General features: G+C 72.8%; 11 protein-coding genes. 4 read left to right on the top strand and 7 right to left on the bottom strand.

Annotation, left to right across the window (positions count from 1 at the left end; genetic code table 11):
• Positions 1-42: 42 nt before the first annotated feature.
• Positions 43-1,188 carry a serine hydrolase domain-containing protein gene (locus ACH4G3_RS07055; RefSeq protein ID WP_397623527.1) on the bottom strand — a complete coding sequence of 382 codons (1,146 nt, stop codon included), beginning with the start codon at positions 1,186-1,188 and terminating at the stop codon, positions 43-45.
• The gene (locus ACH4G3_RS07050) at positions 1,185-3,758 is read right to left on the bottom strand and encodes a M14 family zinc carboxypeptidase (RefSeq protein ID WP_397623526.1); all 2,574 of its coding nucleotides are present in this window, start codon (positions 3,756-3,758) and stop codon (positions 1,185-1,187) included. The genes ACH4G3_RS07055 and ACH4G3_RS07050 overlap by 4 nt, the downstream gene beginning before the upstream one ends.
• Before the next feature lie 143 nt (positions 3,759-3,901).
• Between ACH4G3_RS07050 and ACH4G3_RS07045 the strand changes: the two genes are divergently transcribed.
• Positions 3,902-4,729: an EI24 domain-containing protein gene (locus ACH4G3_RS07045; protein WP_397623525.1), complete on the top strand. Its 828-nt coding sequence runs from the start codon at positions 3,902-3,904 to the stop codon at positions 4,727-4,729.
• Here the strand turns inward: ACH4G3_RS07045 and ACH4G3_RS07040 are convergent.
• The gene (locus tag ACH4G3_RS07040; protein ID WP_397623524.1) at positions 4,680-5,915 is read right to left on the bottom strand and encodes a pyroglutamyl-peptidase I; all 1,236 of its coding nucleotides are present in this window, start codon (positions 5,913-5,915) and stop codon (positions 4,680-4,682) included. The genes ACH4G3_RS07045 and ACH4G3_RS07040 overlap by 50 nt on opposite strands.
• A 95-nt stretch (positions 5,916-6,010) precedes the next feature.
• Positions 6,011-6,949, bottom strand: coding sequence for a LysR family transcriptional regulator (locus tag ACH4G3_RS07035; RefSeq protein ID WP_397623523.1), 939 nt, complete (start codon positions 6,947-6,949; stop codon positions 6,011-6,013).
• A 50-nt stretch (positions 6,950-6,999) separates the two neighbouring features.
• On the opposite strand from ACH4G3_RS07035, the gene ACH4G3_RS07030 reads away from it, so the two are divergent.
• Positions 7,000-7,386, top strand: a complete 387-nt coding sequence (locus tag ACH4G3_RS07030) for a RidA family protein (RefSeq protein WP_354735392.1) — start codon at positions 7,000-7,002, stop codon at positions 7,384-7,386.
• Positions 7,387-7,408: 22 nt separating this feature from the next.
• On the opposite strand, the gene ACH4G3_RS07025 is transcribed toward ACH4G3_RS07030, so the two are convergent.
• A complete protein-coding gene (locus ACH4G3_RS07025) occupies positions 7,409-7,984 on the bottom strand; it encodes a TetR/AcrR family transcriptional regulator (RefSeq protein WP_397623522.1) in 576 nt (191 codons plus the stop codon).
• A 64-nt stretch (positions 7,985-8,048) separates the two neighbouring features.
• Here ACH4G3_RS07025 and ACH4G3_RS07020 point away from each other — a divergent pair, with 64 nt between their 5' ends.
• Positions 8,049-10,529 carry a beta-glucosidase family protein gene (locus ACH4G3_RS07020; RefSeq protein WP_397623521.1) on the top strand — a complete coding sequence of 827 codons (2,481 nt, stop codon included), beginning with the start codon at positions 8,049-8,051 and terminating at the stop codon, positions 10,527-10,529.
• An 84-nt stretch (positions 10,530-10,613) separates the two neighbouring features.
• On the opposite strand, the gene ACH4G3_RS07015 is transcribed toward ACH4G3_RS07020, so the two are convergent.
• Positions 10,614-11,585, bottom strand: a complete 972-nt coding sequence (locus tag ACH4G3_RS07015) for an aldose epimerase family protein (RefSeq protein ID WP_397623520.1) — start codon at positions 11,583-11,585, stop codon at positions 10,614-10,616.
• A 27-nt stretch (positions 11,586-11,612) separates the two neighbouring features.
• On the bottom strand, positions 11,613-12,500 hold the full coding sequence (locus ACH4G3_RS07010; RefSeq protein ID WP_397623519.1) for an SGNH/GDSL hydrolase family protein: 888 nt from the start codon (positions 12,498-12,500) through the stop codon (positions 11,613-11,615).
• A 259-nt stretch (positions 12,501-12,759) separates the two neighbouring features.
• Between ACH4G3_RS07010 and ACH4G3_RS07005 the strand changes: the two genes are divergently transcribed.
• Entirely contained in the window at positions 12,760-13,254 is a 495-nt protein-coding gene (locus ACH4G3_RS07005; protein WP_010048534.1) for a DUF3145 domain-containing protein, read from the top strand.
• The last annotated feature ends 68 nt before the right edge of the window (positions 13,255-13,322 follow it).

Here is a 13,322-nt window from a genome sequence, read left to right as displayed (position 1 = left end):
GCACCCTTGGACGTGGGGTGCGGCCTTCGCCGTGCCCGGGACTCAGAGGGCCAGCGCCGCCGTGTGGATCGCCTGCGCCAGGCGGTCGTTCTCCGGGGCCGCGCCGCCCGGGAAGGCGAAACGGCGGCGCGTGTAGCCGTACGCCAGGCCGCTCCACGGGTCCGCGAAGGCCTGCGAGCCGCTCGCGCCGCTGTGCCCGATCGTCCCGGCGCCGAGGAAGGGGTGCGCCACATCGGCCGTGATCTGGAAGCCGAGCCCGAACGACCTGTGGGCACGTGACACCAGGTCGTGGCCGACCGAGTGGATCTGGCCGAACTCCGCCACCGTGTCCGGCTTCAGCAGCGGCGCCTGCTCGCCCACCTCGCTGATCGCCGCCGCGTACAACCCGGCCAGGCCCCGCGCGGACGCCACTCCGCCCACCGAGGCCGGGCCCTTGGCGCGGACCAGCGGCATGTTGGGCAGCGAGGCGAGGTCGGTCGGTTCCGTGGCGTGGCGGTTGAAGGCGATCGAGGCGAGCGTGTGCGGACCCGTGGGCGTGGCGTCGAGGACGGCCTGCTGGGCCGGGGTCGGGGCCATCGGCTGGGTGGTGCGGAAGCGCGGCTCGTGGGGCGCGGGCAGGCCGAGGTGGAAGTCCAGGGCGTACGGGGTGCGGATCCGCTCCTGGTAGACCTCCTGGAGCGTGCGGCCCGTCGCGCGCCGCACGACCTCGCCGACCAGGGCGCCGCTGACCATCGCGTGGTAGCCGAACGCCGTGCCGGGGCGCCAGAACGGCCGCTGGTCGGCGAGGCGTTCGGCGAGCTGGCGGTCGTCGGCCAGCTCCGCGAGGGTGAAGCCGGTGTCCGTCCCGACCACACCGGCCCGGTGCGCGAGCAGGTCCCGCAGGGTCAGGGTGCCCTTGCCCTCGGCCGAGAACTCCGGCCAGTAGTACGTCACCTTGCGGTCCAGTTCGAGCGTGCCGTCCTGGACGAGGAGGGCGACGACCAGGTAGGCGGCACCCTTGGTGGACGAGAACACGCCGTAGAGGGCGTCCGCTTCGGTCCCCGCCCACAGATCGACGACCTTGCGGCCGTGGACGTAGGCGCACAGCTGGCCCTCGTAGTCGGGGCGCTCCCCGGCCACGAACGCGGCGAACTCCTCGCGCACCCCCTGGAAGCCGTCGGCCACCGTGCCGTGGATCTCCTGCGTCATCCGCTCTCCTCAACTGAACCGCTGTGTGCCACTGTGAACAATGCCCTCGCCACCTGCGGGAATTCCCCCTTGGGGTGGTCCCGGAAGAGAGGCTCGGTGCCGAACAGGACCGTCCGGCCGCCGCTGACCACCGAGGCCTGTCCCGCTGCCGCCGCGGGGCCGCCGGTGCCGTCCCGGAGCGGGCGCCAATGTCCGGAGACGAGCGGATTCCCGATCGCGTACGACTGCTCCACCCGCACTCCGGGGCCGAGGGCGGTGAACCACAGCGGGGCGTAGACGAAGGCGTGCGCGGGAGCGTCGTGCGTGAGGCGGCCCGTGTTCTTCGTTCTCACGACGCCGTTGGCGTCCGGGTTGCCCTCGACCGGCCGGACGGCCAGCCGGTCCGCCGCCGCGTTCAGGGCCGCTCCCGTCGCGCCCCGGCCGACCAGGCCGTGATCGCCGAGGAAGGCGTCCAGGGCCCTGCGGGCGGGGGCGGTCAGGGCGGCATGGTCCAGGCCGGCGGACACGAACAGCACGTCCGTGCCGGACCAGTCGAAGCCCGCGTTCAGGACGGCCGTCGAGACCGGCGTGACGTCGAAGTCCATCTCCCGCAGGGCGAACAGCTCACCGGGCGTGACGGCGGCGGCGACCCGGAGGCGGCGCAGGGGCGTGCCGCCGGTGAGCCGCGTGGCCGCGAAGGAGACGTCATGGGCTCGGGCGGCCGCGACCGCCTCGCGGCGGGCCGACGCCGGGACGATCGCGCTGCCGTCCGGCCCCCGGCGCACCGGAACGCCTTGCCGGAGGAGGGAGTTGAGGGCCGCGATTTCGCGCGGGTCGGTCAGGCGCAGGCGGAGGTCGCCGTGAGCGGGCACATGGGCGACCGGTGTGGCCTCGGTGACCGGGCGCAGAGGCGCGCCCCGCAGGCTGCCCGACGGCACCTGTTCGACCGTGGCGCCCCACAGACGGCCCAGGCTCCAGCCCGAGATGTCGTACATCACCGACACCTTGCCGCTGATGTCCCGCCCGTCGGCCAGCAGCACGTTCGCCATGCCGCGCTTGGGTTGGTGCAGGTCGACGACGTACGACCCCGTGGGATACGTCCGTCCGGCGAGCCGGAAGGGGCGGGTGGCGCGGGTGACGCGGACGTCGTTGGCGAGGAGGTGGCCGACGAGGCGGGCCGCCGCCGGGGCCGAGCGCTGGGTGCGGGAGTCGCCGGGCGGGATGACGTAGGCGCGCGGGAACGTGGTCGTGTAGACGTCCTCCGGGCCGATGCCGGGCACGCCGGGGACCGTCTCCGGTGACACCGGTACCTGCGGGGCGCCGGCCGCGCCGCGGCGGAAGACCTCGATCTGGTCGGCGACGAGCGAGGTGCGGTGCTCCCGGACGTGGTTCAGGGTCGCGCGGATCGCCGCGCCCGCCACGGCCGTGTTGACCGCCGAGCGGCGGCGCAGCTCCGGGACGGGCAGTTCCTCGTACTCCTCGTTGTTCACGGCCAGCGGGATCTCCACCGTGTGCGCGGCGACCGTGCCGTGGAAGGCCGCGTACTGCGGGGTGAAGACGGGCGGCCAGTCGTCCCAGCCCTCCTCCTGGTCGCGGAACGGGATCTGCGCGGGTTCGACGCCGTCCCTCGCGGGCGTGTAGCCGAGGGCGTTGACGGCGGACTCCATGCCGAGGGCGTTGGCGTAGCTGTTCTTCAGGAAGAGGTCGTACTCGTAGTTCTCGCCGTGCGGGGGCGTGGTGGGCTCGATGAGGGTGCCGTTGACGTAGCCGTGCAGGTCGAGCAGGACGGCCGGCTGCGTGTCGAGCTCGATCTGCCGCATCGCGCGGGTCTCGGGCTGGGAGGCGGTGACGAAGTCGCGGTTCAGGTCGAAGCCGTTCGCGTTGGCGCGGGTGCCGGCGATACGGCCGTCCGGGTTGGCCGTGATGTTGAAGTACAGGCGGCTGTGCGCCAGGAGGTCGCGGGTCCTGGCGTCCTTGGCGGTCGCGAGCTGCTCGACGATCTTCAGGGAGGCGTCCGTGCCCTCCCACTCGTTGCCGTGGATGTTGCTGTTGACGAAGACCGGGGTCTTGTAATCCCGTTTGATCTCAGGGGACTTGGCCGCGGTCGCGGGCGCGTTCTCGATCAGCTCGCGCATGCGCTCCTGGGCGCGGGCCTGGCGGGTGGTCTCCGGGGCGGTCACGGTGACGAGGTAGAGGCGGTGGCCGCCGGCCGAGCGGCCGGTCACCTCCACGCTGACCCGGTCGCCGAGGCGTTGCAGGGCGTTGAGCTTCGGAGCGATCGCGTGATACGGGGTGAGGCCCAGCTTCAGGGACTTGTCGCCCGGGTTCTCCGGGTCGGGGGAGAGGATCCGGCGGCGGGGGTAGCCGCGGGTGGCCGTCGGCGTGGAGGTCTCCTCGGCGGCGGCCAGGGCCCGCCGGGCCGCGCTCGCGGGAGCCTCGGCCGCGCGGTCGTCCACTGCGGCGCCCTCGCGGGTGACGGGCTTCGGGTCCGCGCCGGCGGCGTCGGGGCCGAGCAGGAGTGAACCCGCCGTGGCGAGGGTGAGGGTGACGATCAGTACAGGTCTCGCAGGAACGGTTCTCGTGGTGCGCACGCGTACCTCCTCCGGGGCTTCCTGAGATCGGTACGGCGAGGTGTACCGGTTCGACTCAACGGCAACAAGGCCGCCTTGGTGTCACCGATGACCCGTACGGCCCTGTCGGGGGGTGGCCTGGCCTGCCCCGATAGGGTTTTCCCATGAGCGATCTCGGGGTGGGTTTCCGGTACCTGCTGAAGGGCCAGCGTTGGGTGGCCCGGCACGGCAGGAGTTACGGCTTCGGGCTGGTCCCGGGCCTGATCACCCTCGTCCTGTACGCGGCGGCGCTCGTCGCGCTGGCGCTGTGGGGCGAGGACGCCGTCACCTGGGCGACCCCGTTCGCCGACGGCTGGTCGAGCCCCTGGGTCGGGCTCTTCCGCGGCTTCCTGACCGCCGTGCTGTTCGCCCTCGCCCTGCTCCTCGCCGTCGTGACGTTCACCGCGGTGACGCTGCTGATCGGGCAGCCCTTCTACGAGAACCTCTCCGAGAAGGTCGACCGGGACGTGTCCCCGGACGGCCACGCCCCCGAGTCGGGCCTGCCGCTCTGGCGGGAGTTGTGGATCTCCGCACGGGACAGCCTCCGGATCGTGGTGCGGGCCGCCCTGTGGGGCGTGCTGCTGTTCGCGTGCGGTTTCATCCCCGTCGTCGGCCAGACGGTCGTACCGGTGATCGGGTTCTTCGTCACCGGGTTCTTCCTCACCGAGGAACTGACCTCCGTCGCCCTCCAGCGCCGCAGCGTCGAACTGCGCACCCGCCTCGGCCTGCTGCGCTCCCGCAAGACCCTGGTCTGGGGCTTCGGCACGCCGCTGGCCGTGGCCTTCCTCGTCCCGTTCGTCGCGGTCTTCCTGATGCCGGGCGCGGTCGCCGGCGCCACCCTCATGGCGCGTGACCTGCTGGGCGAGGAGATCCGGGAGGACGGCGCGGAGGGCGACGGGGCCGTCACGACTCCTCCGCAGCCACCCTCAGGATCGTCCGCACCTGCGCGATGATGTCCAGCCGGTTCCGGACGAACTCCGGGTCGGTGACCTCGGTGGTGTTCCCGGCTCCGAACTGGAGCACGGGCGTGTGCACATGTCCGCCCGGCAGGGCGTCGTGCAGCCCCAGCCGGTCCCGCAGCAGCGTCGCCCGGTAGGCGATCTCGTTGGAGAGGTAGTCACCGCCGCCGCCTGCCCGGGCGGTCGAGCCGGGCGTCGGCCCCTCCGGGCGGACGACGGGCTCCGTGCCGCCCGCCGGGATCTCCGTGACGCTCGTGTTGTCGTACACCGGGAAACGGCCGGTGTCCGCGGCGACGATCGCCCGGTACGGCAGCGTGGTCGTCGTCCACTGCGGCTGCGAGGCCGGGTCGGTGACGGGGACGGTCTCCGTACGGCCGATGTTGTCGTTGTCCGCGAAGCCGCCCCGCCAGGCCCCGTTGGTCCGCTCCACGTCGAACCGCCCGACCCGCCCCTGGCTCACGGTCGTGAACAGGTCGACCTCGGGCAGGTGCGGCCGCAGCGTGCGCTCCACCGTCCCCTGCGTGAAGTCCTGCCAGCGCACCGGGAACACGGCCGTCTCGATACGGGCCGGGCCGTCCGCCGTCTCGATCACGGTGCCGTCGAGGGCGAGCGCGGTGGCGCCGGACGGGTTGGAGATACGGATGTCCCGGTCCAGGGTGAACGGGTCGAAGCCGGTGACAAGGATCCGCTTCAGGCCCTTGCCGCGTGGGTAGCTGATGGCCGTCTGTCCGCGCGAAGTGCGCTCCAGTTCGTCCAGCAGCGCGGCCCGCTGCCCGTCCGTCAGACCGAACTCCGGTTCCCAGGTGCGCACTTCACGCGTCATGGCGAGCCGCGCCCAGTACAGCGGCCGGTCGTCGTCCGGGCTGAGGTCTCCGCCCGCGGGACCGCGCCCCTGCGCCCGGTCGACGGCCCGCCGCCACAGCTGCGCCCCCTCGCGTACGACGGTCCGGCGGGCCTGGGCGTAGGAACGGGCCTCGTCGAGCGCCCGGGCCAACCCCGGGGCCACCGTGTCGAACCCGGAACGCCGCAGGATCTCCTGCGGGACGGCCCTGTCGAGCCGCCCTTCCTCGACGGTGGGGGAGGGGGCCGGCGCCTCGGCGGCGCTCGCGGCCGTCGGGGCGCTGAAGCCGGTCAGCAGGGCGAGACCGAGGACGCCTATCCGGATACGCAGGGAATTCAAGGCAGTTCGGGCCTTCCGTCGCAGTGGGGTGCGCTGAGTGGTGCCGGACGGCCGCAGTATCGCGTGGCGGGAGTGGTCTACGCCATGGGTGGGGCTCAGGAGGGGACCTTCGCCGCCGCCTCCCGCAGCGCGTCGAGGAAGGCCACGGCCGCCGGGGTCAGGGACCGGCCTCGCACGGTCGCCGCGTACACCGCCCGGGCCGGAGCGCCCTCGTCGAGCACCCGCAGCAGCCTGATGTCCGGGCGGACGGCCTCGGCGGCGAGCGCCGGGACGAGCGTCACACCGAGCCCGGCGGCGACATAGCCCTGCTTCGCGGTCCACTCACCGACGACGTGGGCGACATGCGGGCGAAAGCCCTGGCGCAGGGCCGCGTCCAGCAGGGTGCCTTCGGGTCGCGCGCTGCCGCCGATCCAGTCGGCGTCGGCGAACCGGCCGAGCGGCACCGGGCCTTCGTGACCGGCGAGCGGATGCCCGGCGGGGACGGCGACGTACAGCGGCTCGTCGAGGAGATGGTGGAGTTCGTACGCCTCCAGTGGGGCGCGACCGGTCGTCGACACGATCGCGAGGTCCAGGTGACCGGCCGTCAGCCGGTCCAGAAGAGCGGAGGTGAAGCCCTCCTCGCGGGTGAGGCGGACCCGGGGGTGGCGGGCGCGGAAGAGGGCCAGGGCGTGCGGCACCAGGGCCGCGTCGGCGGTGGCGAAGGCGCCGAACCGGAGCCGTCCCCCGGCCGCCTCGCGCAGGGCGTCGAGGTCGCGCCGGGCGTCGTGCAGCGCGGCGGCGACCGTCTCGGCGTGCGGCACCAGGAGCCGCCCCGCCTCCGTCAGCCGTACCCCGCGCGGCAGCCGGTCGAAGAGCGGAGCGCCGCCCAACGCGGCCTCCAGTGAGGCGACTTGGCGGGACACCGCCGACTGAGTCCAGCCGAGCGCCCGGGCGGCCCCGGTGAACGAGCCGTGCCGGGCGACCTCCAGGAACGCCCGCAGCCAGACGGTGGAGAGGTCGGGTATCTCGTCATGCGTGTACGGCATGGCGGCCATGCTAGACATTCGCTTGTCGCATCACTGGCACCCCGCCTAGCGTCGACGGCATGCAGATCACGCTGGACAACCCCGCCTCCGCACCCCAGCCCCTCAGCCCGTACTACTCCCAGGTCGCCCGCATCGAACACGCCGACGGCAGCGCCCTGTTGTTCGTCTCCGGCCAGATCGCCGAGGGGGACACCCTCACCGAGCAGACCCGGGGCGTCTTCGAGACCCTCGCCGCACTGCTGGAGGCACACGGCGCCTCCCTGGCCGACGTGGTCAGCATCCGCACGTACCTGACCGACATCGCGAAGCTGGAGGAGTACGGCACCGTGCGACGGCAGTTCCTCACCGGGACCCCGCCGACCAGCATGACCTTCGAGGTCTCCCGGCTCTTCCGCCCGGAGGCCCTCGTCGAGGTCGAGGTCGTGGCCGCCGTCCCGGTCCGCTAGGCCGGTCCGCTAGGCCAGTCCGTCAGTTCTCGCCCAGCAGCGTCAGGAAGTCCCGGAACGCGGACGCCATGTCGACCGACTCCGGGTCCAGCAGCCACTGGTACTGAAGGCCGTCCAAGACCGCCACGAGGAGGGGCGCGGCACGCTCGGGGGTGAGGCCGCTCGGCAGGCGGTCGCCGTACTCGGCGCGCAGCACCTCGGCCATGCCCTCGCGCACCCCGACGTAGCGCTCCGTGAAGTACGCGCGCGCCGGATGGTCCTCCGTGACGCTCTCGCCGAGCAGCGCCGAGAAGGTCTGGATGATGGCGGGACGCATCGCGTTGTACTCGACGAGCGAGGCCAGCAGGTCCAGCCGCAGCCGGCCGGCGGGCATCGCGTCCCAGCGGTCCCGCTCCCGGAGCACCGCGACCAGCAGCGCCTCCTTGGTCGGGAAGTGGTGCAGCAGCCCCTGCTGGGTGAGCCCGACCCGTTCGGCGACCGCGGCCAGGCTGGCTCCCCGGTAGCCGCGCTCGGCGATCACCTCCAGAGCGGCCCGCACGATCTCCGCGCGCCGTTCCTCGCTCCTGGTCCTGGCCCTCATGGCGTCACCGTACGACATGCCGAACCGCACACTGTTACGAGCGCATAACGAAACCTACCGCGTCACAGGCGATCAGGGCACGATGGTGACGTCCAGCGGCTTTCGACGTGGAGGTGCCGACGTGGCGGAGACAGCAGAGGTACGGCGCGAGGCGGCGGTCGAGGCCGCCCTCGGCAAGCTCGACCTGGACGCCAAGACACGGCTCCTGGCCGGCCGGGACATGTGGAGCCTGCCCGCGCTGCCGGAGGCCGGACTGGCCTCACTGGTCATGTCCGACGGCCCGATCGGCGTCCGTGGGGTGCACTGGAGCGCCGACGACCCGTCCGTCGCCCTGCCCTCACCGACCGCCCTCGCCGCCACCTGGGACCCGGGGCTCGCCCACCGGGCCGGCGTGCTGCTGGCCCAGGAGGCCCGCCGCAAGGGCGTCCACGTGCTGCTCGCCCCCACGGTCAACCTGCACCGCTCCCCGCTCGGCGGCCGCCACTTCGAGGCCTACAGCGAGGATCCGTACCTCACGGGCCGGATCGGCACGGAGTACGTCCGCGGCGTCCAGTCCGGCGGCGTCGGCACCACCGTCAAGCACTTCGTCGCCAACGACGCCGAGACCGACCGCCTCACGGTGAACAACCTCGTCGGCGAACGCGCCCTGCGCGAGCTGTACCTGGCCCCCTTCGAGGCGATCGTCGAGAACGCCCACCCCTGGGGCATCATGACCGCCTACAACACGGTCAACGGCACGACGATGACCGAGCACCACCACCTGGTCAACGAGGTCCTGCGCGGCGAGTGGGGCTTCGACGGGATCAACGTCTCCGACTGGACCGCCGCCCGCTCCACCACCGGCGCCCTCGCCGGCGGCCTCGACATCGCCATGCCCGGCCCGCAGACCGTCTACGGCGAGGCCCTCGCGCAGGCCGTACGGGACGGCCGGGCCGACGAGGCCCAGGTCGACGAGGCCGTCCGCCGCGTACTGCGCCTCGCCGCCCGCGTCGGCATCCTGGCGGGCGCCGAACCGGCCGTCACCGACCTGCCCGAGCCCGTCCACGGCGAGTCGCTCGCCCGCGAGATCGCCCGCCGCTCCTTCGTCCTCGTCCGCAACGAGAACGGCGCGCTGCCGCTGAAACCGGGCCGGATCGCGCTGATCGGCGCCGCCGCCCGCGACGCCCGCGTCCTCGGCGGCGGCTCCGCCACCGTCTTCCCCGCCCGGACCGTCTCCCCGCTCGACGGCCTCACCGCCGCCCTCCCCGACGGCAGTCTCACCTACGCCCTCGGCGCCGACCCGAACACTGAAATCCCCGTCGCCGACCAGGGCTTCGACCTGCGCGCCGTCTGCCGCGACAGCGAGGGCACCGTCCTCGGCACCCGCTCGGCCGCCGGCGGCCACATCCAGTGGATGGGCGACGACCTCCCGGACGGCGTCACCCACGACACCCTGGCGACCGTCGAGCTGACGGGCACCTTCACCCCGCGCGAGACCGGCACGCACACCTTCGGCATCAAGGGCCTCGGCCCCTTCCAGCTCACCGTCGCGGGCACCACGTACTTCGACGACGTCCAGCGCCCCGCCGAGGACGGCGACCCCTTCGCGGCGTTCTTCGGATCCCCGGTGCCCCACGCCCGGGTCGACCTGACCACGGGCGAAACGGTCGAGGTCTCCCTGACCTACACCGTCCCGCCGCCCAGCGACCACCCCATGCGGACCATCGGCTTCACCCTCGCCCACCAGGACCCGCAGCGCGACCCCGACGAACTGATCGCCGAGGCCGCCGAGGCCGCCCGCGCCGCCGACACGGCCGTCGTCGTGGTCGCCACCACCGACCGCGTCGAGTCGGAGGGCTTCGACCGCATGGACCTGCGCCTGCCCGGCCGCCAGGACGACCTGGTCCGCGCGGTCGCCGCCGCCAACCCGGACACCGTCGTGGTCGTCAACGCCGGCTCCCCGGTGGAGATGCCGTGGCGCGACGACGTCGCGGCCGTGCTCCTCACCTGGTTCCCGGGCCAGGAGGGCGGCGCGGCCCTCGCCGACGTCCTCACCGGCGCCCACGAACCCGGCGGCCGGCTGCCCACCACCTGGGGCTCCCTCACCGACGCCCCGGTCACCCGGGTCGTGCCGGCGGACGGCGAACTCCCCTACGGCGAGGACGTCTTCATCGGCTACCGCGCCTGGGAGAAGCAGGGCCGCACCCCCGCCTATCCCTTCGGCCACGGCCTCGGCTACACCGACTGGATCTACGAGTCGGTCGAGGTCGAAGGCGCCGCCGACCGGACCACCGCGAAGGTCCGCCTCCGCAACACCGGCGACCGCCCCGGCCACGAGGTCGTCCAGCTCTACCTCGCCCCCAGCGAGCCCGACCCCACCCGCCCGGCCCGCTGGCTGGCCGGTTTCGCGGGCGTGGACGCCGGCCCCGGCGAGAGCGTCGAGGCGACCGTCGAACTGCCGCGCCGGGCCTTCGAGATCTGGGACGAGACGACCATGTCGTGGTCGTTTGTGAAGGGTTCGTACGAGATCCAGGTCGGGCGCTCGATCACGGACCGCAGGATCACCGCGACGATTAACGTCTGATCCGGGACAAGTTCCCCACCGAGCAGCCCCGGTCCGGGACCTGACCCCTGGACCGGGGCTCGTGGTCTGCCCGGCCGCGAGCGGCTAGCGTGCGCCGAACCCGTACACCGTCTCCGAGCGGTACACCTCGCCCGGCCGCAGCACCGTGCCCGGGAACTCCGGCCGGTTCGGGGAGTCGGGGAAGTGCTGGGTCTCCAGCGCGATGCCGTCGCCGGGCGCGAACGGCTCGCCCAGATGGTCGGCGGTGTACAGCTGGAGTCCGGGCTCGGTGGTCGCCACCGTCAGCACCCGCCCGGACGCCGGGTCGTGCAGCTCCGCGACCTGTTCCGGAACGTCCGTCACGCCCTTGTCGAGCACGAAGTTGTGGTCGTAGCCGGCACCGACCTTGCGCGCCTCGCGGAAGTCGAAGCGCGTGCCGGTCACGTCGTCCAGGCCGCCGGTCGGGATCAGATCCGCGTCCACCGGCGTGTACCGGGAGGCGGCCAGCCGCAGCTCGTGACCGCCCGCGTCGCCGGAACCGGCCAGGTTGAAGTAGCTGTGGTTCGTCAGGTTCACCACGGTCGGCGCGTCCGTCACCGCCTCGTAGGCGATCCGCAGCGCACCGCCCTCCTGGAGCGTGTACGTCGCCGAGACCTCCAGGCGCCCCGGGAAGCCCTCCTCCCCGTGCGGACTGACCCGCGCGAGCCGCACACCGTGCTCGACGGGCGTCCCCTCCCACACCCGCTTGTCGAAACCACGTACGCCACCGTGCAACGCGTTCGGCCCGTTGTTCGGTTCGAGTGCGTACGTCCGCCCGTCCAGCGGGAACCGGGCACCGGCGATCCGGTTGGCGTACCGCCCGACCAGGGCGCCGAGGTACGGCTCCGGGTGCGTGAGATAGCCGTCGAGGCCGGGGAACCCCAGCACCACGTTCCCGGCCCGTCCGACGCGGTCCGGCACCTCGACGGACTGCACGATTCCGCCGTACGACAGGATCCGCACCCGGACGCCCGATCGCTCCAGGGTCCAGCGGTGCACCGGCGTGCCGTCGGAAAGTGTGCCGAAGAGTTCGTTCATGTGCGGAACTCTAAGTCAGGCCCTGGGTCAGGGCCGCTCGGCCGTGACGGTCCGGTAGGCGATCTCCGCCAACCGGGCCTGTCCGTTCACGCTCGGGTGGAAGTAGTCCCAGCGGCTCAACTGGGCGGTGCCGAAGCGGTAGTCGTACACCGCGCCCCCGTCGTAGCGGCACCGCTTGTCCTCGGCGCAGACCTCCTTCAGGACCTTGTTGTAGTCCTCCACCCGCTTCTGCACCGTGTTCCGCCGCAGGTTCGCCGTCGCGTCCACGGCGTCCGCGTCACCCAGCATCGACGGGCAGATGCCCAGCTGCCAGACCTGCTTGCCCAGCGGGCTGGTGCGCCCCTGCGACCACAGCCGCTTCAGGTTCGGCACGCTCGCCACGAACACCTGGGCCTTGGGCAGCGCCTTGCGCAGGGAGCGCAGGGAGTCCTCGAAGTCGGCGCGGAACTCGGTCACCGGAGTCATCGCCGAGGGGGTGGCCCGGCAGGCGTCGTTGGCCCCCACCATCACCGTCACCAGCTGCGGCTTCCGCCGCACCGCCTGGGCGATCTGACCGGGCAGGTCCGCCATCCGCGCCCCGGTCACGGCGTAGTTCCAGCTCCGCTCCGCGGCCCCGGCCCGCCCCAGCAGCCGCACGGCCAGGGAGTCCACCTCGGGGCTCGCCCCGGTCGCCCAGGACGCCTCCGGGCAGTCCGACAGCACGTCACAGGCATCGAAACCCCGTGTGATGGAGTCGCCCACGGCCGCGACGGAACCCGGGCTGCGGTCCCAGAGGGGCGTGGGCCTGGGGGACGGCTCGGCGGTGGCGGACGGGGCGGGGGAGTCGCCCCCGACGGCGTCACACCCGGCGGCACCCAGGGCGGCCGCCACGGCCACGGCAAGAACGACGCGCGGGCGGTGGCTTCGCTTCCGCATCCCTGGTCCATCCCCTCGCCGCGCCGTGCCTGTCTCCCCAACCAATAACAACGCACGAGGGTTCCCGACCGATCAGGTGCAACGGCTCACACCCGTACAAGCGTCCCCCTGGGTGAATGGCAGGCGTTTCCCGGCACCGGGACCGACCGTACGTCACACTCCTTGCGTCACCGCACGGTAGCCTCGCCATCAACGTGACCCTCCCGGTCACAGCCGTTCCGCCCGTTTCCAAGATGTCCCGCTCTGCCCGGAGGTTCCGGTGACGACACGTGGAGTTCTGTACGTGCACTCGGCGCCGCGCGCGCTGTGCCCGCACGTCGAGTGGGCCGTCGCCGGGGTGCTCGGTACGCGCGTCAGCCTGGACTGGATCCGGCAGCCCGCCGCCCCGGGCACCTGGCGCTCGGAGTTCTCCTGGCAGGGCCAGGCCGGCACGGCGTCCAAGCTGGCCTCCGCACTCCGCGGCTGGCACCTCCTCCGCTTCGAGGTCACCGCGGAACCCTGCCCCACCGCCGAGGGCGAACGCTACAGCTGCACTCCCGACCTGGGCATCTTCCACGCGGTCACCGGCATCCACGGCGACATCCTCATCCCCGAGGACCGCCTGCGCGCGGCGCTGCAACGCAGCCAGCGCGGCGAGACGGACCTGGAAGCAGAGCTCAACAAACTTCTGGGCAAGCCGTGGGACGACGAGTTGGAACCCTTCCGCTACGCGGGCGAAGGCGCCCCAGTGCGCTGGCTCCACCAGGTGGTGTGAGCCTCTAGGGGCGCGGGGAACTGCGCGACCGACCCCCACGCCCCCGCACTCGACACACAACGTCACAG

The organism is Streptomyces afghaniensis (assembly GCF_044327915.1).
Classification (GTDB): Bacteria; Actinomycetota; Actinomycetes; order Streptomycetales; family Streptomycetaceae; genus Streptomyces; species Streptomyces afghaniensis.
Note: the sequence above shows the minus strand (reverse complement) of the source record. Positions and strands in the feature narration are given on the sequence as shown.

What these genes read in the sequence shown, in the direction of transcription:
- ACH4G3_RS07055 (WP_397623527.1), bottom strand. Translation starts at nt 1,188, where the DNA reads ATGACGCAGGAGATCCACGGCACGGTGGCCGACGGCTTCCAGGGGGTG.
- ACH4G3_RS07045 (WP_397623525.1), top strand. Translation starts at nt 3,902, where the DNA reads ATGAGCGATCTCGGGGTGGGTTTCCGGTACCTGCTGAAGGGCCAGCGT.
- ACH4G3_RS07035 (WP_397623523.1), bottom strand. Translation starts at nt 6,949, where the DNA reads ATGGCCGCCATGCCGTACACGCATGACGAGATACCCGACCTCTCCACC.
- ACH4G3_RS07030 (WP_354735392.1), top strand. Translation starts at nt 7,000, where the DNA reads ATGCAGATCACGCTGGACAACCCCGCCTCCGCACCCCAGCCCCTCAGC.
- ACH4G3_RS07025 (WP_397623522.1), bottom strand. Translation starts at nt 7,984, where the DNA reads ATGTCGTACGGTGACGCCATGAGGGCCAGGACCAGGAGCGAGGAACGG.
- ACH4G3_RS07020 (WP_397623521.1), top strand. Translation starts at nt 8,049, where the DNA reads ATGGTGACGTCCAGCGGCTTTCGACGTGGAGGTGCCGACGTGGCGGAG.
- ACH4G3_RS07015 (WP_397623520.1), bottom strand. Translation starts at nt 11,585, where the DNA reads ATGAACGAACTCTTCGGCACACTTTCCGACGGCACGCCGGTGCACCGC.
- ACH4G3_RS07010 (WP_397623519.1), bottom strand. Translation starts at nt 12,500, where the DNA reads ATGCGGAAGCGAAGCCACCGCCCGCGCGTCGTTCTTGCCGTGGCCGTG.